The organism is Rhodococcus sp. UNC363MFTsu5.1 (genome assembly GCF_000686785.1).
Taxonomy (GTDB): Bacteria; Actinomycetota; Actinomycetes; order Mycobacteriales; family Mycobacteriaceae; genus Rhodococcus_G; species Rhodococcus_G maanshanensis.
Genome location: NZ_JMLO01000039.1, coordinates 1 through 19,044 on the forward strand (window position 1 = coordinate 1; position 19,044 = coordinate 19,044).

Below are 19,044 nucleotides of genomic sequence, written 5' to 3' on the forward strand. Positions count from 1 at the left end.
GGCTCGCCTGACCCACGGCCTGCGCCTGCCGGATGAGGGTTTCGGCATCGCGTGCCCACGCCTCCGTCGTGGTCCGTAGCGGGTCCCGCAGGTCATCGGAGAAGACGGCGCTCGCCCGGAGCTCACCCCAGGCGATGCTGTTCTCCCGGACCTCAGGGATGCCCCGGATCTCGAGCAGGAGCATCTGCTCGAGTTGCGTTCGGGGGTCGGAGGATTCGAATGCCTCGTCGGAATAGCGCTCGGCCCTGTCATTGATGTGGTCGAGGGCGCTGCGCAGTACCCCGGACCGGTCCTGGAAGTGGTAATAGATCAGGGCGGTCGAGACACCCGCCTCGGCAGCGAGCTTCTCCACCCGCAGGCCGCGCACGCCGTCCTGCGCGATCACACGGACCGCTGCTTCCATGATCTGTGTTCGACGGTCTGCCACGACACCTCACTCTACGGACGCGCTCGGGCCGCCCGACTCGGCGCGGCTGCCAGCGATCGGGCGCTTCGAGCACGACACCTCGACCACACCGAAGGAACGGCCACACGCAGGAGGAATGGCGAAAACTGCCCGCGGGCGCGGTAATCTCACTGCACGCGCCGACGACGTTCCGTGAGATCGGGGGCGCCCCGCGGCCCAACACCCGGAGGCAACCGCGACATGTCCGACCCAGCCACAGCAGGACCCGCACCCACCTTCGCGGGCCTCGGCCTTCCGCCGCTGCTGGTGCAGTCGCTTAACCGCGAGAAGATCACCGCCCCGTTCCCGATCCAGGCCGCCGCGATCCCCGACATCCTGGCCGGGCGGGACGTACTCGGGCGCGGGCCGACCGGTTCAGGCAAGACGCTCGCCTTCGGGCTGCCGATGCTGGTCCGGCTCAAGGGCGCGCCGAGCGCACCGGGACGGCCCCGCGGGCTCGTGCTCGCGCCGACCAGGGAACTGGCCGCGCAGATCGAGAAAGCCCTCGACGAGTCCGCCCTCTCGCTCGGACTGCGCCTGGCCTGCGTGGTCGGCGGCCTGCCGATCAAGGCACAGGCGCAGCGGCTCGCGCGCGGGGTTGACCTGCTGGTGGCGACGCCCGGCCGGATGGCCGACCTGATCGCACAGGGGTCCGCCTCGCTTGCCGATGTCCGCGTGACCACGATCGACGAGGCCGACCACATGGCGGAACTCGGATTCCTGTCCCAGGTCACGACCCTGCTCGACCAGACGGCGAAAGACGGTCAGCGACTGCTCTTCTCGGCGACCCTGGACGGTGGAGTGGACGACCTCGTCCGGGACTACCTCAATGATCCCGTCACCCACGCGACCGCGCCGGTGGCCGCGTCGGTGGCCACGATGGAGCACCACCTGCTCCACGTCCGCAAGGCCGACAAGTGGGCCGTGCTCGCCCAGATCGCCTCGCGCAACGGCAAGACCCTGCTGTTCGTTCGCACCAAGCACGGCGTGGACCGTGTGGCCGAAGAGCTGCGGGCGGCCGGGGTCGTCGCGGGCGCCCTGCACGGCGACAAGACGCAGAGCAACCGCACCCGCACCCTCGCGGCGTTCGCCGACGGCGACACCCCGGTCCTCGTCGCCACCGATGTCGCGGCGCGCGGCATCCACGTGGACGGCATCGACCTCGTCGTCCACGTGGATCCTCCCGCCGAGGCGAAGGACTACCTGCACCGCGCCGGACGGACCGCTCGCGCAGGCGAATCCGGGACCGTGGTGACCCTGGTGACCGAGGACCAACGCGCCGAGGTGGCCGCGCTCACCGCGAAGGCAGGCGTGAGTGTCGTCGGCGTCGAGGTGCGCCCCGGCGCCGCCGAACTCGTCGCACTGACCGGCGCCCGCGAGCCCACCGGCATCCCGGTGCCCCCGCCCTCCGCACCTGCGCCGACGGCACCGAAGGAACGGGCCGCCGGACCGGGTGCCCGCGGCAGGCGTCCTGGCTCGACCACGGTCCGCGCCGGCGGGCGGCGCGGCAGCGGCGCAGGGGCGCACGGCCACCGCAACCGAGGAGGGCGCTGAGCGATGTCAGGAACCCCGCTGTTGGCGGTCGCGTTCGCGCTGATCGGTGCACTGCTGTTCGCCTGCGGCTCCGTCGCGCAGCAGAGCGCGGCGGCCGGGGTCGCCGAGGACGAGGCCCTGCTGGCCGAGCTCGTCCGCAGCAAGCGATGGTGGGCGGGCCTGCTCGGTGACGGCGGCGGATACGTGTTCCAGGCGATCGCGCTCGGCGTCGGGTCGGTGCTCGTGGTGCAGCCACTGATCGTGGCCTCGCTGCTGTTCGCGCTCCCCCTCTCCGCCCGGTTCAGCGGCGCCAGGATGACCGCACGCACCTGGGCGATGGCCTTGGCGCTTGCGGCCGCGCTCGTCGTGTTCCTGATCGTCGGGAATCCGACCGAGGGCCACAACTCGGCGGCGATCGCCGACTGGCTCATCCCACTCGCGGGCGTCCTCGGACTCGTTGCCGCGGCGGTCGCGACCGCGATGACCCGGATCGGCCCCGGCCCGCGGGCCCTGCTGCTCGGGTTCGCCAGCGGCGCGCTGTACGGGGTCGCGGTCGCACTGACGAAGTCCGTCATCGACCTGCTGCACCTGGGACCGGCGGCCGTGCTCGGCAACTGGACCACCTGGGCGCTTGTCGCCGCCGGCCTCACCGGGTTCTACCTCCAGCAGCGCGCGTTCCACGCCGGTCCGCTCTCGGCGTCACTGCCTGCCATCACCATCGCCGAGCCGCTGGTGGCCGCCTTCCTCGGGTTCGCGGTGCTCGGTGAGCGGCTCCGGGTGCAGGGCCCCGGTATCGCCCTGATCGCCGTCGCGGTGCTGGTCATGGTGGTCACCACGGTCGGGCTGTCCCGGTCCCAGGCCGATGTGACCACCCACGCCCAGTCGTCGCAGCCGGTACTCTCGTAAGACGTGCGCTTCCTCGACGGCCAGCAGCCGCCCTATGACCTGACCTACGACGACGTCTTCATGGTGCCCAATCGCACCGACGTCACCTCGCGCTTCGACGTGGATCTGTCCACGCTCGACGGATCGGGTACCACCATCCCGATCGTCGTCGCCAACATGACCGCGGTCGCCGGGCGCCGGATGGCCGAGACCGTCGCGCGACGCGGCGGGATCGTGGTCATCCCCCAGGACATCCCGGCGTCCGCGGTCGCCGAGACCGTCGCGTTCGTCAAGAGCCGCCACCTGGTGGCCGACACCCCGGTCACCCTCGGCCCCGAGGACTCCGTCTCCGACGCGATCGCGCTGCTGCCCAAGCGTGCGCACGGCGCGCTGGTCGTCGTCGAGAACGACCGGCCGATCGGCGTCGTCACCGAGGCCGCGTGCGCGGATGTCGACCGCTTCGCCCGGCTCCGCTCCGTCGCCATCACCGACTTCGTCACCGCGCCCGTGACGGCCTCCCCGCGCGAGGTCTTCGAGCTGCTCGAGACCAAGCACGACCCGATCGCGGTCATCGTCGACGAGGACGGCACCCTGGCCGGCGTGCTCACCCGCACCGGCGCGATCCGGGCCGGCATCTACGAACCGGCCCTCGACGCAGACGGCAGGCTGCGCGTCGCCGCGGCCGTCGGCATCAACGGCGACGTGGCCGCGAAGGCGAAGGAACTGGTCGCGGCGGGCGCGGACGTCCTCGTGATGGACACCGCACACGGGCACCAGCAGAAGATGCTCGACGCGCTCGGCGCCGTCGCATCGCTCGACCTCGGCGTGCCGCTGGCCGCAGGCAACGTCGTGTCCGCGGCGGGCACCAGGGACCTCATCGCCGCGGGCGCGAACATCGTCAAGGTCGGCGTCGGCCCCGGCGCGATGTGCACGACAAGGATGATGACCGGAGTCGGCAGGCCCCAGTTCTCCGCGGTGGCCGAGTGCGCCTCGGCCGCACGGGAACTCGGCGCCCACGTGTGGGCGGACGGCGGCGTCCGGCACCCCCGCGACGTGGCACTGGCCCTCGCCGCAGGCGCATCGAACGTGATGATCGGCTCCTGGTTCGCGGGCACCTACGAGTCGCCGGGCGATCTGCGGATGGACCAGGCGGGCAACGCCTACAAGGTGAGCTTCGGCATGGCGTCCAAGCGCGCCGTCGCGGCCAGGACCGCAACCGACAGCGCCTTCGATCGCGCCCGCAAGGGTCTGTTCGAGGAGGGCATCTCCAGCTCCCGCATGCGCCTGGACCCGGACCGCCCCGGCGTCGAGGACCTCATCGACCACATCTGCTCCGGGGTGCGCAGCACCTGCACCTACGCAGGCGCCCGCACGGTCGAGGAACTGCACGAGAAGGCGCTGCTCGGAGTCCAGTCCGCGGCCGGGTTCGCCGAGGGTCGCCCGCTGCCCGCCGGCTGGTAGCCGCCGGACACACCGGCTGGTAGCCGACCCGACACACCGGCGCACCACCTCGACTACCGGGCACGGTCACCCGTGCCCGGTAGAATCGTGGTCTGCACGCGCCCACGCGCAGGGAAGCCCTGCGCACAACAGGAAGGAACAAGGTGCCTGAGGCACCCACACCGACCGTCGCCGACTCGACCGAGTCCGGCGGCGAGAGCACCTCTACGGAGGGCTCCTCTACCGAGCCGGGCGACAAACCCGGCGCACATCCCCCATCGTTCGGACCCACGCTCGGCGGCGATAGCTGATGGAGATCGCACTCACCGTCTTGAGCCTCATCGGGTTCGCGGCCCTGACCGCAGGCACCGCCTTGTTCGTGGCCGCGGAATTCTCGCTCACCGCGCTCGAGCGCAGCACCGTCGACGCCCACGCGCGCGACGGCGACCGGCGCTCACGCCAGGTGCAGCACGCACACCGCACCCTCTCGTTCCAGCTCTCCGGCGCCCAGCTCGGCATCACGATCACCACGCTGATCACCGGCTATCTCGCGGAACCGGTGCTGGCCAAGCTGATCGCGCCGCTGTTGACGGCAGTCAACATCAGCGAATCCGTTGCGAGCGGCATCTCGCTGACGCTCGCCCTGGTGCTGGCGACCTCGTTGTCGATGGTGTTCGGCGAGCTGGTGCCGAAGAACCTGGCCATCGCCCGCCCGCTGCAGACCGCACGAGCCACCGCGGGCCTGCAGGCCGGGTTCTCGGCGGTGTTCAAGTGGGCGATCAACGGGCTCAACGGATCCGCCAACTGGGTGGTCCGACGGCTCGGCATCGAGCCGGCCGAGGAACTGCGCTCGGCACGCTCCCCCCAGGAACTGGGGTCACTGGTGCGTACCAGCGCACGCCGCGGTGCGCTCGATGCCGGGACGGCGCTGCTCGTCGATCGCTCGCTGAGGTTCGGCGAGCTCACCGCGGAGGAACTGATGACCCCGCGGGTCAAGGTCGAGACCCTCGAACTCCGGGACACCGTCGCCGACCTGATCGAGGCCGCGTCCAGGACCGGCTTCTCGCGGTTCCCGATCGTCGACGGAGACCTGGACGACACGGTCGGCGTCGTGCACATCAAGCACGCGTTCACGGTTCCTGCCGCGGGCCGCGCCACCACGCCGCTGATCACCCTCGCGCAGAAGGTCCCTGTGGTGCCGTCGAGCCTCGACGGCGACGAGCTGATGGAGCGCGTGCGCGCCGACGGCATGCAGGTCGCGCTCGTGGTCGACGAGTACGGCGGCACCGCGGGCATGGTGACCATGGAGGACCTGATCGAGGAGATCGTCGGCGACGTCCGCGACGAGCACGACGAACCCGAGATCGAGGTGCAGCGCAGCGGCGACAGCTGGATCTGTTCCGGCCTGCTCCGCATCGACGAGGTCACCCAGACCACCGGTTACTCGGCACCCGAGGGCGAGTACGACACCCTCGGCGGCCTCGTCCTCGCCCACCTGGGCCGGATCCCGGAGGTCGGCGACCAGGTGGCGCTGCCCGATCCGGACGACGACGGCCGGTCGACGGGCGGCTGGATAGCCCGGGTCGCGGCGATGGACGGCCGCCGGATCGACCGGGTGGTGCTCACCCCGGTCGCCGACCTGGCCGACCACTCGACGGAGACGAAGGAGCGCGGCGATGAGTGACCTGTTCGCGGTCGCACTGACCGTCCTCCTGCTGGCGGGCAACGCGTTCTTCGTTGCCGCCGAATTCGCGCTGATCTCGGCCAGACGCGACCGGCTCGAGGCGCTGGAGGCGCAGGGCAAGAAGCGGGCCCGCACGGTGATCCGGGCAGGCGAGAACCTCTCGCTGATGCTGGCGGGCGCACAGCTCGGCATCACGATCTGCTCGATCCTGCTCGGCCGCGTCGGCGAGCCCGCGATCGCGCACCTGATCGAGATGCCGTTGGACGCCCTCGGCGTGCCTGCCGGGTTCCTGCATCCGATCGCGTTCACGGTCGCGCTCTCGCTGGTGGTGGTCCTGCACATCCTCCTAGGCGAGATGGTGCCGAAGAACATCGCCATCGCCGGGCCGGAACGCAGCGCGATGCTGCTCGTTCCCGCACACCTGGCGTTCATCCGACTGGTGCGCCCGCTCATCTCGTTCTACAACCTCTGCGCGAACGCGACGCTGCGGCTGGTGCGGGTGCAGCCGAAGAACGAGCTGGACACCACGGTGTCGGCGCTGGAACTCGCCGAGATGATCGGCGAGTCCCGGTCCGAGGGGCTGATCGACGAGGAGGAGCACCGACGGCTGACGCTGGCGCTGCACACCGCCGACCGGACCGTCGCGGACGTGCTGATCCCGCTCGACAAGGTGCGCAGCGTCCCGTTGACCGCGAACGGGACGACGCTCGGCGTCGTCGAGGAGGCCGTGATCGAGACCGGGTACTCGCGCTATCCCGCGCGGCTGGCCGACGGAACGCTGGCCGGGTACCTGCACCTCAAGGACGTCCTCGACGAGGTCGGTGACGTCGACGCGGGCCCGGACACGGTGATCCCGCGTTCGGACGTGCGACCGTTGCCGCAGGTAGGGGTACAGACCACGCTCGACGAGGCGCTCGGGACGCTGCGACGCGCGAGCAGCCACCTGGGGTCGGTGGTCGACGAAACCGGGCAGACGATCGGCATCGTCGCACTGGAGGACCTGGTGGAGGAGTTCATCGGTACCGTGCGCGACGGCACCCACCGGATCGACGACGCGGTGCCGGGACAGCAGACGCCGTGACACAGCCGGACCTCTCGAGCGGTTCACTCGTCCTCACCCAGGACGAGTGGACCGCCCGCCGCGACGCGCACAGGGAGCGGGTGGACACGCTGATCGGGGCGCACCTGTCCCGGCAGACGCGCGGTGAGAAGCACCCGGTGATCGACTTCCTGTTCACCTATTACAGCCTGCGGCCCGCGCAGCTGCGACGCTGGCATCCCGGGCTCGGCGTGCGCCTGACCGGACCTGCGGCGCGCGAATACTGGGACTACTCGGGTTACCACCGGTGCGGCGAGGACGCCGAGGCCGACCCCCGGCTGCTGACCCAGCGCCGCTCGATGCTCGAGTTCACCGAGCGCCTGCTCGCGGGCACCGCCGCGCGGCCCGCACAGCTCGGTTGCTTCGGCCTGCACGAGTGGGCGATGGTGTACCGCGGCGGCGAGGAGGCGGTCCGCCATTCGGGCACCCCGCTGCGGCTCGGGCCGGGCGGCACCGACGCGGTGGTGGAGTCGATGAACCTGCGCTGCACGCACTACGACGCGTTCCGGTTCTTCACCCCGGACGCGGTGGGCCGCAACGACACCGCGCTGCGGCGCGAGGACCAGGCGGCGCGGGAACAGCCCGGCTGCCTGCACGCGGGCATGGATCTCTACAAGTGGAGCTACAAGTTGGCGCCGCTGGTCGACTCCGACCTGCTGCTGCGGTGCTTCGAGCTGGCGATGGCCGCGCGCGAACTCGACATGCGGGCGAGCCCGTACGACCTGAGCGCGCTCGGCTACGAGCCGGTCACCATCGAGACGCCGCAGGGCCGAGCGGACTACGTTCGAGAGCAGTCGGCGCTCGCCGAGCGCGCGGCGCCGCTGCGCGCGGAGTTGCTGGCCAGGTGCCGGGCACTGCTGAACCGGTGACTCCCCCGGCGCTCACGCCCCCTGCGAGGCCCACTCGATCGCGGCCGGCTCCTCGGCGAGCGCGAAGGACCGCACTTCACAGGGAATCAGAAAACTGATCAGGTGAATCGCCTTGTCGATCCACTCGTGATCGGTGACCAGCGCGATGCGACCCCAGCTGTGCCGTGGACGAGACTCGAGCTCGGCGTCCTGCCACAGCGCACCCGCCGTGTAGCGGCTCAGGTCGTCGCCGAGCACATAGACGATGTTGACCTTCTCGTGCTCGGCGATCTTCGCGTCGATGGCCGGGTCGAGGACGTCCTTGTAGTCCTGCGCGGTCACCGTGCCGCTCGCGCGGAAACCCAGGGTGCCTGCGGGCAGGTTCTCCATGGTCTCGATCACGGATCCATGGTTTCACAGGTCGAGACCCGGTGGGACGCAACGCGAAAGTGCCGAGCGACCTGATTCGCTCGCGTCCCTCGGACGAGTACGCCAGGATCACACGGTGAAGTTCACCCGAGAAGACATCGACATCGAGGAACTCGACCGGCGCCGGGCGCTCTACGGCCCGCTCACCGCGGCGGTCCGCGACCTCGTCGACGCCACCATTCGCACCGAGGTCGACGAGGCGGTGATCCGCGAGGTAGAGGCCACGGTCGTCGCCGCGACCGCGAAGCTGCGCGCCCAGCAGATCGACGGCGGGTTCGGGATGCGATTCACCGCCGGCGGCGAGTCGATCGCCTGGGGCAATGCGGGGATCGGCCTGCGGAACGCGATCGCTCCGCCGCTGGTCATCGAATCCGACGACGCCGGCCTGCACTGGACGGAGGTCACCCTCGGCGCCGCCTACGAGGGCCCGCCCGGCCTGGTGCACGGCGGAATCTGCGCGCTGGTGATGGACCACCTGCTCGGCACCACCGCCAGTTCGATCGAGCCGCGGTTCACCGGCACCCTGACGCTGAGATACCGCCGCGGCACCCCGCTCGGACCACTGCGCGCCGAGGCCCGCATCGACCGCAACGAGGGACGCAAGACCATCGTCGTCGGCACCCTCTCGGACGACCTCGGCGTCACGGTCGAGGCAGAGGGGATCTTCATCGGCCCGGCCACGCAGAACTGAGGTCGCACCCTCGATCCGGTGGTGATCAATAGCGGCGTGTCATGTCCGCGCCTCGGGTAGCGTCCGCACCAGTTGCATCCCAGGAGGGCATCACGCAACGAAGGAGTTCGACAATGGAACTCTCACGACGTGGATTCTTCGGTATGGCAGGCTCGGTCGCCGCGCTCGGCTGGCTGGGCGCACCGGCGGCCTCGGCCCAACCGGGAGCGCCGGTGCCACCGCCGCCTCTCCCGATCCCGGATCTGCCGCCGCCGACCGCCCCGAGTCCGCTGAACTTCTCGTCGTCACCGCCGCTACGACGGTTCGTCACCGACCTGCCGCGCCTCCCGACGGCCCCGGCGTCGGGAACGCTCACCGCGCAGTCCAGCACCCACACGTACCACCCCGATCTGCCGGCAACGACGGTCCTCGGCTACCACGCAGGCATCCTCGGCCCCACTCTCGAGGCCCGTCGCGGCGCGCCGACGACGGTGTCGTTCGTCAATTCGATCGACGTCAATCCACTCGCCGACGCCGTCGACCTGACAATGCACGGCGCCACCGAGGAGGATCGGACGAATCCGCGCACGACGGTGCACCTGCACGGCGCCCCGAGCCGTCCCGACTCGGACGGGCATCCGTTGATCGCGTGGCGACATGGCGGCGTGCAGACCAACCACTACGCCAACGGTCAAGAGGCCGCGACTCTCTGGTACCACGACCATGTGATGGCGAACACCCGCCTGAACGTGCAGGCCGGACTCGCCGGGTTCTATCTGCTGCGCGACGAGTTCGACACCGGCCGCGCCGGCAATCCGCTCGGGCTGCCGGCCGGGGAGTTCGAGGTGCCGATCGTGGTGCAGGACCGTACGTTCAACGCAGACGGAACGCTGCAGCCGCGACTGGCCCGGTACCAGCCGAGCGGCTACGGCCAGGGCGGCCAGTTCGGGGATGTCGCCGTCGTCAACGGAGTCGCGTGGCCACGGATGCCGGTGCGGCGCACGCTGTACCGGCTGCGGCTGCTGCAGGGCTCGAACTCACGCACCTACCGGTTCGCGTTCTCGAACGGGATGCGGTTCACCGTGATCGGCGGCGACCAGGGCCTGCTCGACCAGTCCGTCGACACCGACCACATCGTCATGACCTCCGGGGAGCGCGCCGACCTGCTGGTGGACTTCGCGGCGCTCGCGCCGGGCGAGTCGGTGACGCTCGTCAACACCGCCCTCAACGCAGTCGCCAACGCCGTGCTCGCGGTCCCCGCACTGCCCGAGATCATGCGGTTCGACGCGGATCAGGCTCCGGCCGAACCTGTCCGGGCGCCTGCGCGACTGCGGGGCGGGCCTGGACTCCCACCGGCGATCGCGCCCGCCACCACCGACGGTGTCGTCCGCACGCGGGTCATGACGTTCCTGGGGCGCTTCGACCTGAACCGGACGGCCGCCGTGCTGCCGTTGATGGGGTCGATCAACAATCTGCCGTTCCTCACCGACGACATCGACGTCGCCAGGGCCGGGACGACGGAGATCTGGCACATCGTCAACGTGTTCCCGCTCGAGCATCCGGTCCACCTGCACCTGGCCCGCTTCCGGATCCTCGGCAGGCAGAAGCTGTGGTCGGCCGGCTACATGGCCGCCTCACCCCCGCCGCTCGAGAACGGCATCCGCTGGGCGCCGGACCCGTCGCCGTTCCTCATCGGGCAACGCGCGGCGCCGGCACCCTGGGAGGCGGGCTGGAAGGACACCACCCTCGTCGAGTCCGACGCGGTGCTCACCCTCCTCGTGCACTGGCCCTCGGTCGACGACCTCGGCTTCGACCCGGACGCGCCGATCCCGGTCCCGCACGACGCAGCCGGTGACCACGGCACCCACCAGGAGGTCCGCGGGTACACGTGGCACTGTCACAACCTCGAACACCAGGACCACGACATGATGCAGCAGATCCGGGTGCGCGGGTAGGCATGTCCACCCGATCGCGAGCTCATGCCGCGCGCGCGATGCCACCAACCGGACTGTATACCCATAGGGGTATCCTTGGGATGTCGCATCCATCCAGAGGAGGACCCATGTGTTACGCCGTCGCCTGTTCGACCTGCAAGAAGACGACCTGGGGAGGCTGCGGGGCGCACGTCGGAGACGTCATGAAGGCGGTCCCCGCCTCCGAACGCTGCGTCTGCGAGGAGAAGCCCGCCCCGGCCGCAAAGTCGGGATTCTTCGGTCGCCTCTTCGGCTGAGCGCCGCGCTGGCACCGGCCCGATCCTGCGGCCCGGGTCCACCTGATAGGTTTCGACCAGCCGCTGCAGGCCCGCGCTGGACAGTGCGGGCGCGTCCGACACGACCGTTCCGACCCGGGCCACCCGCCCGTTCCGATCGAAACTGCGGCAGGCCGGGCCGACTACGCCCGCGCCCCGTCCGCGCTCGCCTCACGCGCCGCACACCGCGCACGAGATGCCATAGCGCAGTGTGCGTCCCCTCTCGCACCTGGACAAAGAGTAAGAGGATTACCGGAGAGTAACATGTGGGTCGTCTGCAGGCTTTCACATGAGAAAGAGCGAGGAAATTCATGACTGAGCGCGTTCAGGTCGGTGGGCTTCAAGTCGCCAAGGTTCTCCACGATTTCGTGGGCACCGAGGCTCTCCCGGGTACCGGTGTAGACGCAGACGCGTTCTGGGCCGGTGCCGTCAAGGTCATCGAGGACCTCGCCCCGAAGAACAAGGCGCTGCTGGCCAAGCGCGACGACCTGCAGGCGCAGATCGATGCCTGGCACCGCGACCACTCCGGCCCGGCCTTCGACGCCGCGGAGTACAAGGCGTTCCTGCAGGAGATCGGCTACCTGCTGCCGACGCCGGCCCCGTTCAGCATCGAGACCCAGAACGTCGACGCGGAGATCGCGACGACCGCGGGCCCGCAGCTCGTGGTGCCGGTGCTCAACGCCCGGTTCGCACTCAACGCCTCGAACGCCCGCTGGGGCTCGCTGTACGACGCGCTCTACGGCACCGACGCCATCTCCGAGGCGGACGGCGCCGAGAAGGGCAAGGGCTACAACAAGGTCCGCGGCGACAAGGTGATCGCCTGGGCCCGTGAGTTCCTCGACACGGCGGCGCCGCTCGCGGCGGGCAGCCACGCCGACTCCAAGCGCTACTGGATCGACGGCGCCGAGCTCAAGGTCGAGCTGACCGACGGCACCGTCACCACGCTCGCGCAGCCGGAGAAGTTCGTCGGCTACCTCGGCGAGAAGGACGCGCCCACCTCGGTCCTGCTGCGCAACAACGGACTCCACGCGGAGATCCAGATCGACGCGAGCTCCCCCATCGGCCAGACCGATGCGGCCGGGGTCAAGGACGTCGTCCTCGAGTCCGCGCTCACCACGATCATGGACTTCGAGGACTCCGTCGCGGCCGTCGACGCCGACGACAAGGTCGTCGGCTACCGCAACTGGCTGGGCCTGAACCGCGGCGACCTCGCCGAGGAGATCAGCAAGGGCGGCAAGTCCTTCACCCGCACCCTCAACGGCGACCGCACCTACACCGCGGCCGACGGCGGCGAGCTGACCCTGCACGGTCGTTCGCTGCTGTTCGTGCGCAACGTCGGCCACCTGATGACCAACCCCGCGATCCTCGACGCCGACGGCAACGAGGTCCCCGAGGGCATCCTCGACGCGCTGATCACCAGCCTCTGCGCGATCCACGGCCTGAGCATCAGCGAGGCCAACGGACCGCGCAACAACAGCCGCACCGGCTCGGTCTACATCGTGAAGCCGAAGCAGCACGGTCCCGAAGAGGTCGCGTTCACCACCGAGCTGTTCGGTCGCGTCGAGCAGGTGCTCGGCCTGCCCGCGAACACGCTCAAGGTCGGCATCATGGACGAGGAGCGCCGCACCACGGTCAACCTGTCCGCGTGCATCAAGGAGGCCAGCGAGCGCGTGGTCTTCATCAACACCGGCTTCCTCGACCGCACGGGCGACGAGATCCACACCTCCATGGAGGCGGGCGCGATGGTGCGCAAGGCCGAGATGAAGAAGCAGAAGTGGATCGGCGCCTACGAGGACTGGAACGTCGACACCGGACTGGCCGCGGGCCTGCAGGGCAAGGCGCAGATCGGTAAGGGCATGTGGGCCATGACCGATCTGATGGCGGACATGCTCGAGCAGAAGATCGGTCACCCCCGCTCGGGCGCCAATACCGCGTGGGTCCCCTCGCCCACCGGCGCCACCCTGCACGCGACGCACTACCACCGCGTCGACGTGTTCGCCGTCCAGGACCAGCTCAAGGGCAAGCCGCGGGCGACCGTGGACGACATCCTGACCATTCCGCTCGCCCCGAGCACGGACTGGTCGGACGCGGAGAAGAAGGAGGAACTGGACAACAACTGCCAGTCCATCCTCGGCTACGTGGTCCGCTGGATCGACGCGGGTGTCGGCTGCTCCAAGGTGCCGGACATCCACGACGTCGCACTCATGGAAGACCGTGCCACCCTGCGCATCTCGAGCCAGCTGCTCGCGAACTGGCTGCGGCACGGCATCGTCACCGAGGCCGACATCGTGGCCAGCCTCGAGCGGATGGCCCCGGTCGTCGACCGCCAGAACGAGGGTGACGCCACCTACGTCCCGATGGCGCCGGACTTCGACACCAACATCGCCTGGCAGGCCGCCAAGGAACTGATCCTCGAGGGCGCGTCGCAGCCGAGCGGTTACACGGAGCCGATCCTGCATCGCCGTCGGCGGGAGTACAAGGCCGCCAACGCCTGACCCGCAGCGACACCGCTAAGCCGCCACCAGACCGATCCGGTCCGGTGGCGGCTTCGCCGCTTTCACGGTGCCGCCGTCCGTAGACTGCGGGGGAACCGATGAGGCGGACCTACGTGCCGCCACCGATCGACGACAAGGCGGGCACAGGTGGGGCAGCATCGCGGCACACGGGGCACGAGGGGTGTGAGCAGGGGCCCGGTGATCGCGGTGGGAGCCGTCATCGCCGTCGTGCTCGCCGTGGTCGGCTGGTTCCAGCTCAGGGACCGGATCTCGGACCAGGGCACCCAGGCGGCGCAGATGTGTGTCGAGGGTTCCGCCGTCCTCGACGTCACCGCGGATCCCGACATCGCCCCGCAGATCCAGATCCTGGCCGACCGCTACACGCAGACCACCCCGGTCGTGCGCGACCACTGCATCACCGTGGCCGTCACCGCTGCCGCCTCACAGGCCGTCGTCGACGCGATGACCGCGAGCGCCGGTCAACACTGGTCCGGTCCCGGACCGGCACCGGCGCTGTGGATTCCGCAGAGCACCCAGTCCATCGCGCGGCTCGGTGGGCAGACGGGCCTGATCGACGGCCAGCCGAAGTCGCTCGTCACCTCGCCGGTGCTGCTGGCGGCCCCCGTCACGCTGGCCGAGGCCCTCAGCGGATCGAAGATCGGCTGGCAGGACCTCGCACGCCTGCAGTCCGACCCGAACGCGCTGCAGGGGCTCGGGCTCCCCGGATGGGGCTCGCTGCGGCTGGCCCTGCCGACCGGCCCCGGCTCGGATCCCTCCACCTTGGCCGCCGAGGCCGTCGCCGCGGCGGTGTCGGGTGCGGGCGCGGGACCGGTCACCGAGGCGCAGGCCGCGTCCCCACCGGTCGTCTCGGCGCTCTCCACGCTCGCGGTCGGCTCCGCGGCCGCGTTCCCGAGCGCTCCCGACAAGCCCGCAGTGACAGCGGATGCGCTCGCCGCGCTCGGCGCGCAGCACGACCCACGGACCGGCGCATTGCACGCGGTGGCGGTCACCGAGCAGCAGCTCTACGCCGCCGAGCCGGACGCGAACGCGCTCACCGCCTTCCTGCCTGCCGGAGCCACCCCGATGGCCGATCACCCCGCCGCGATCGTCTCCGCCGGCTGGGTGGACGAGGCGCGTGGACGCGCGGCATCGGAGTTCGCGGACTACCTCCGTCGTCCCGAGCAGGCCTCGGTGCTGCGCGACGCCGGGTTCCGAGTCGACGGAAAGTCCCCCTCTGCGGTGGGAGCGGTCCCCTTCGCGCCCATCGACACGCCGCTGCAACCGGCCAACGGGGCCGCGGTCGACACGCTGACCCGAACGCTCACCAATTCGGCGGTGCCCCGCAGATCGACCGTCCTGCTTGACGTCTCGGGGTCGATGAGCAACGTCGAGGGCGACGGGACGCGGCTGACGAACACGACGGCGGCCCTGACCGAGCAGCTGAACCGGACACCGGACGCCACCGAGCTCGGGCTGTGGATCTACTCCAGGAACCTGGACGGCACCAAGCCGTACCGAATCGCCGTCCCGACGGGCCCGCTGACCGACACCGTCGGCACCGGAACACGGAGGCAGGCGATCGACACCGCGCTCGACGCCCTGACCCCCGCGACCGCGACGTCCACCTACGCGGCCGTCGAGGCCGCCTACGCGGACGCGGTGCAGGGCTTCGACGCGGACCGCCCGAACTCGGTGCTGCTGATCACCGACGGCCCGAACGACGACACGTCGATCACGGCCCGGCAGCTGCTGGCCTCGATCCGGGCGGCCACCGTGGACGGCAAGCCGGTCCGCATCGACGTCATCACGATCGGCGAGAACTCCGACTCCGACACCCTGCGGGCCCTCGCCGAGCAGACCGGGGGTTCGCTGACCGCCGTCGGCTCGTCGCAGGGACCCGAGCTGGGCGCCGCGATCGGCCAGACCCTCGGCTGACGCCGGGCCGGTGGGCCTACGGGTTCATGCCTTTGTCACAGGCACCAGGAGATGTCGGCGGAGCCGGGCAGCGGGACGACGAAGCACAGGTGCAACGACCCTCCCCCGATGATGCGGTCCTCGGCATTGGCCGCCGGGGCGGTGACGGCTGCGACGGACAGGACGACGGCGGTTGCGGCGGCGGCTCTTGCGATGGTGGTGAACATTGCCTGCACCTTTGGCTCGACGAGGGCGGCCGACAAGCCGCCCATACCCACCCCATCGTCCTCCGGGCAGGTCGCGGCAGACAAGGACCCTTCGGTGTCCTCACGAATGCGCGCGACCGCCCGGAGCGCGATCAGCCGCTGAATGCCTCGATCGGCGGGCACGAGCACACCAGGTTCCGGTCACCCGCCGCGCCGTCGATCCGGCGCACCGAGGGCCACACCTTGGCCCTGGCCTTGCCCAGCGGGAACACCGCGAGCTCGCGCGAGTACGGGTGGTCCCATTCCGCCGCCAGGCAGCCCGCGGTGTGCGGCGCGCCGCGCAGCGGGTTGTCCTCCACCGGCCACTCGCCAGCGCCGACCCGGTCGATCTCGCCGCGGATGGCGATCATCGCGTCGCAGAACTGGTCGATCTCGTCCAGGTTCTCGCTCTCGGTCGGCTCGACCATCAACGTGCCCGCCACCGGAAAGCTCATCGTCGGCGCGTGGAAGCCGTAGTCCGCCAGTCGCTTGGCGACGTCGTCGACCGTGACACCGGTTTCCTTGGTGAGCGGACGCAGGTCGAGGATGCACTCGTGGGCGACCATGCCGTTCTCGCCGGTGTAGAGCACCGGGAAGTACTCGTCCAGGCGGCGGGCGATGTAGTTCGCCGACGCGATCGCGGTGAGCGAGGCGCGCCGCAGCCCGGCCGCACCCATCATCCGGATGTACGCCCAGGTGATCGGCAGGATCGACGCGCTGCCGTACGGCGCGGCCGAAACCGGACCCGATCCGCCCAGCTCCGGCGCCATCGGGTGCCCGGGCAGGAACGGGGTCAGGTGCGAACGCACACCGATCGGGCCGACGCCGGGACCGCCACCGCCGTGCGGGATGCAGAAGGTCTTGTGCAGGTTCAGGTGGCTGACGTCGCCGCCGAAGCGCCCTGGCCGGGCCAGACCGACGAGCGCGTTGAGGTTCGCCCCGTCGACGTACACCTGTCCCCCGGCGTCGTGCACGGCCGCGCAGATGTCCGCGACCTCGTGCTCGTACACGCCGTGCGTGGACGGGTAGGTGATCATGATGGCCGCGAGCCGCTCGGCGTGGTCCGCGATCTTCGCCCTGAGGTCCGCCAGGTCGACGTCGCCATTGGGGCGGCAGGCCACCACCTCGACGCGCATGCCGACCATCACGGCCGACGCCGCGTTGGTGCCGTGCGCGCTGGACGGGATCAGGCAGGTGTCGCGGTGATCGTCGCCGCGGCTGAGGTGGTAGTTCCTGATGGCCAGCAGGCCCGCGTACTCGCCCTGGCTGCCGGCGTTCGGCTGCAGGCTCACCGCGTCATAGCCGGTGATCGCCGCCAGCCAGCCCTCGAGATCGTGGATGATCTGCAGCATGCCGGGCGCGTCCGCGGTCGGCCCGAACGGGTGTAGGCCCGAGAATTCCGGCCAGGTGATGGGCTCCATCTCCGCGGTGGCGTTGAGCTTCATCGTGCAGGATCCGAGCGGGATCATGCTCCGGTCGAGGGCGATGTCCTTGTCCGAGAGCATCCGCAGGTAGCGCAGCATCGCGGTCTCGGTGCGGTGCTTGATGAACGCGGGGTGGGTCAGGTAGTCCGAGGTACGCACCATCGCGGCGGGCAGCGAGGAGATCGACGCGTCCGCCGCGGTGTCGGGCCGGACACCGAAGGCGGCGAAGACCGACTCGAGATGGGCCTCCGTGGTCGCCTCGTCGCAGGAGATGCCGACGTGGTCGGCGTCCACCAGACGAAGGTTGATGTTCCAGCCCTTCGCCGTCTCGACGACCTCAGCCGCCCGTCCCGGGACGCGGGCGAGCACGGTGTCGAAGAACGACTCGTGCACGATCTCGACGCCCTTCGACCGCAGGCCGGTCGCGAGGGCGACGGCGCGCCCGTTCACGCGCTCGGCGATCGCCTTGAGCCCGTCGGCACCGTGGTAGCTGGCGTACATCGCGGCGACGATGGCCAGCAGCACCTGTGCGGTGCAGATGTTCGAGGTGGCCTTCTCCCGGCGGATGTGCTGCTCACGGGTCTGCAGCGCGAGCCGGTACGCGGGATCACCGTCGGCGTCGACGGACACGCCGACGAGGCGGCCCGGCAGCTGACGGGCGTGCTTGGTGTGCACAGCCAGGTATCCGGCGTGCGGTCCGCCGAAGCCCATCGGGACGCCGAACCGCTGCGTGGTGCCGAAACAGGCATCCGCGCCGAGCTCACCGGGCGGGGTGAGCAGGGTCAGCGCCAGGAGGTCGGCGCCGACCGCGACCAGAGCGCCACGCTCGTGGGCGGCCGCGATGAGGTCCGTGTGGTCGACGATGCGACCGGAGGCGCCCGGCAGCTGGGCGAGCACGCCGAAGAACTCTCCCTCGGGCAGCCCCAGGCTCAGGTCGGCCTCCACCAGCTCGATACCGAGCGGGGTCGCGCGGGTCTCGATCACGGCCCTGGTCTGCGGGAACAGGTCGGTGTCGATGACGAAGCGCGGGGAACGGCTCTTGCTGGCCCGGCGCAGGAGCGTCATCGCCTCGGCGGCAGCGGTGCCCTCGTCGAGCATCGACGAGTTCGCGACCTCCATGCCGGTGAGGTCGGAGACCATGGTCTGGAAGTTGAGCAGCGCCTCGAGCCGGCCCTGGCTGATCTCCGGCTGATACGGGGTGTACGCGGTGTACCAGGCGGGATTCTCGAGCAGGTTCCGCACGAGTACGGGCGGGGTCAGGGTGCCGTAGTAGCCGAGACCGATCATCGAGGTCGCGACGGTGTTCCTGGCGGCAAGCGCGGAGAGCTCGGCCAGCGCCTCGTGCTCGGTGAGCGCGGCGGGCAGCACGCTCAGGCCGTCGCTGATCCCGTCGGTCACGGTGTCGAGGATGCTCGCGGGAACGGCCTTCCCGGCCATCTCGTCGAGGCTACCGACACCGATCACACGCAGAATCCGCTCGAGTTCGGCGGAATCGGGGCCGATGTGGCGGTCGACAAATGAACGAGTTCTGGCGTCTGACAAGGCAACTCCCGCGGCTGAAGGATCGTAGGCACATTCGGCTCGACCCTGTCGGGCCGGGCGGAACGTTCCTCCCCCTCTGTCGCCTGCTCGTCGCCGCGAGCGCCTGAGAGATTGAGGGCCGCCTTCGTGTGGGCCCCTTTCCC

At 70.4% G+C, this 19,044-nt stretch carries 15 protein-coding genes; 11 read left to right on the forward strand and 4 right to left on the reverse strand.

Features of this window, described 5'->3' with window-relative positions; all coding sequences use genetic code 11:
* A partial coding sequence (locus tag BR31_RS0123360) for a TetR/AcrR family transcriptional regulator (protein ID WP_027503105.1) occupies positions 1 to 427 on the reverse strand: 427 nt, incomplete at its 3' end.
* A gap of 219 nt (positions 428 to 646) precedes the next feature.
* Here BR31_RS0123360 and BR31_RS0123365 point away from each other — a divergent pair.
* The 6 genes from BR31_RS0123365 to BR31_RS0123390 all read left to right on the forward strand — a co-directional run bounded on the left by BR31_RS0123365 (position 647) and on the right by BR31_RS0123390 (position 7,955).
* On the forward strand, positions 647 to 1,999 hold the full coding sequence (locus BR31_RS0123365; RefSeq protein ID WP_027503106.1) for a DEAD/DEAH box helicase: 1,353 nt from the start codon (positions 647 to 649) through the stop codon (positions 1,997 to 1,999).
* Between the two features lie 3 nt (positions 2,000 to 2,002).
* On the forward strand, positions 2,003 to 2,884 hold the full coding sequence (locus BR31_RS0123370) for a DMT family transporter (protein ID WP_027503107.1): 882 nt from the start codon (positions 2,003 to 2,005) through the stop codon (positions 2,882 to 2,884).
* Between the two features lie 3 nt (positions 2,885 to 2,887).
* Positions 2,888 to 4,324 (forward strand): GMP reductase, encoded by a 1,437-nt coding sequence (locus BR31_RS0123375; protein WP_027503108.1) that lies wholly within the window; start codon positions 2,888 to 2,890, stop codon positions 4,322 to 4,324.
* A gap of 289 nt (positions 4,325 to 4,613) precedes the next feature.
* Entirely contained in the window at positions 4,614 to 5,987 is a 1,374-nt protein-coding gene (locus BR31_RS0123380; RefSeq protein WP_027503109.1) for a hemolysin family protein, read from the forward strand.
* Positions 5,980 to 7,068, forward strand: coding sequence for a hemolysin family protein (locus BR31_RS0123385; RefSeq protein WP_027503110.1), 1,089 nt, complete (start codon positions 5,980 to 5,982; stop codon positions 7,066 to 7,068). The genes BR31_RS0123380 and BR31_RS0123385 overlap by 8 nt, the downstream gene beginning before the upstream one ends.
* A complete protein-coding gene (locus tag BR31_RS0123390) occupies positions 7,065 to 7,955 on the forward strand; it encodes a hypothetical protein (protein ID WP_027503111.1) in 891 nt (296 codons plus the stop codon). The genes BR31_RS0123385 and BR31_RS0123390 overlap by 4 nt, the downstream gene beginning before the upstream one ends.
* Before the next feature lie 12 nt (positions 7,956 to 7,967).
* Here BR31_RS0123390 and BR31_RS0123395 read toward each other — a convergent pair whose 3' ends face one another.
* Entirely contained in the window at positions 7,968 to 8,336 is a 369-nt protein-coding gene (locus BR31_RS0123395; RefSeq protein WP_027503112.1) for a SpoIIAA family protein, read from the reverse strand.
* A 103-nt stretch (positions 8,337 to 8,439) separates the two neighbouring features.
* Here BR31_RS0123395 and BR31_RS0123400 point away from each other — a divergent pair, with 103 nt between their 5' ends.
* The 5 genes from BR31_RS0123400 to BR31_RS0123420 all read left to right on the forward strand — a co-directional run bounded on the left by BR31_RS0123400 (position 8,440) and on the right by BR31_RS0123420 (position 15,711).
* Positions 8,440 to 9,054 carry a PaaI family thioesterase gene (locus tag BR31_RS0123400; RefSeq protein ID WP_027503113.1) on the forward strand — a complete coding sequence of 205 codons (615 nt, stop codon included), beginning with the start codon at positions 8,440 to 8,442 and terminating at the stop codon, positions 9,052 to 9,054.
* A 113-nt stretch (positions 9,055 to 9,167) separates the two neighbouring features.
* Positions 9,168 to 10,988 (forward strand): multicopper oxidase family protein, encoded by a 1,821-nt coding sequence (locus tag BR31_RS0123405; RefSeq protein ID WP_037177994.1) that lies wholly within the window; start codon positions 9,168 to 9,170, stop codon positions 10,986 to 10,988.
* 107 nt (positions 10,989 to 11,095) lie between these two features.
* On the forward strand, positions 11,096 to 11,263 hold the full coding sequence (locus BR31_RS31990) for a hypothetical protein (RefSeq protein WP_197023697.1): 168 nt from the start codon (positions 11,096 to 11,098) through the stop codon (positions 11,261 to 11,263).
* A gap of 329 nt (positions 11,264 to 11,592) precedes the next feature.
* Positions 11,593 to 13,776, forward strand: coding sequence for a malate synthase G (locus tag BR31_RS0123415; protein WP_027503115.1), 2,184 nt, complete (start codon positions 11,593 to 11,595; stop codon positions 13,774 to 13,776).
* Between the two features lie 198 nt (positions 13,777 to 13,974).
* Positions 13,975 to 15,711 (forward strand): substrate-binding domain-containing protein, encoded by a 1,737-nt coding sequence (locus tag BR31_RS0123420; RefSeq protein ID WP_027503116.1) that lies wholly within the window; start codon positions 13,975 to 13,977, stop codon positions 15,709 to 15,711.
* A gap of 35 nt (positions 15,712 to 15,746) precedes the next feature.
* Here the strand turns inward: BR31_RS0123420 and BR31_RS31995 are convergent, their stop codons facing one another.
* Both BR31_RS31995 and gcvP read right to left on the reverse strand, forming a co-directional pair.
* A complete protein-coding gene (locus BR31_RS31995; RefSeq protein WP_197023698.1) occupies positions 15,747 to 15,917 on the reverse strand; it encodes a hypothetical protein in 171 nt (56 codons plus the stop codon).
* Positions 15,918 to 16,048: 131 nt separating this feature from the next.
* On the reverse strand, positions 16,049 to 18,901 hold the full coding sequence (gcvP, locus tag BR31_RS0123430) for an aminomethyl-transferring glycine dehydrogenase (RefSeq protein WP_027503117.1): 2,853 nt from the start codon (positions 18,899 to 18,901) through the stop codon (positions 16,049 to 16,051).
* Between the last annotated feature and the right edge of the window lie 143 nt (positions 18,902 to 19,044).

Excerpts from the sequence above, each read along its gene's own strand:
- BR31_RS0123365 (WP_027503106.1), top strand. The coding sequence starts at position 647 with ATGTCCGACCCAGCCACAGCAGGACCCGCACCCACCTTCGCGGGCCTC.
- BR31_RS0123370 (WP_027503107.1), top strand. The coding sequence starts at position 2,003 with ATGTCAGGAACCCCGCTGTTGGCGGTCGCGTTCGCGCTGATCGGTGCA.
- BR31_RS0123380 (WP_027503109.1), top strand. The coding sequence starts at position 4,614 with ATGGAGATCGCACTCACCGTCTTGAGCCTCATCGGGTTCGCGGCCCTG.
- BR31_RS0123385 (WP_027503110.1), top strand. The coding sequence starts at position 5,980 with ATGAGTGACCTGTTCGCGGTCGCACTGACCGTCCTCCTGCTGGCGGGC.
- BR31_RS0123405 (WP_037177994.1), top strand. The coding sequence starts at position 9,168 with ATGGAACTCTCACGACGTGGATTCTTCGGTATGGCAGGCTCGGTCGCC.
- BR31_RS31990 (WP_197023697.1), top strand. The coding sequence starts at position 11,096 with ATGTGTTACGCCGTCGCCTGTTCGACCTGCAAGAAGACGACCTGGGGA.
- BR31_RS0123415 (WP_027503115.1), top strand. The coding sequence starts at position 11,593 with ATGACTGAGCGCGTTCAGGTCGGTGGGCTTCAAGTCGCCAAGGTTCTC.
- BR31_RS31995 (WP_197023698.1), bottom strand. The coding sequence starts at position 15,917 with ATGTTCACCACCATCGCAAGAGCCGCCGCCGCAACCGCCGTCGTCCTG.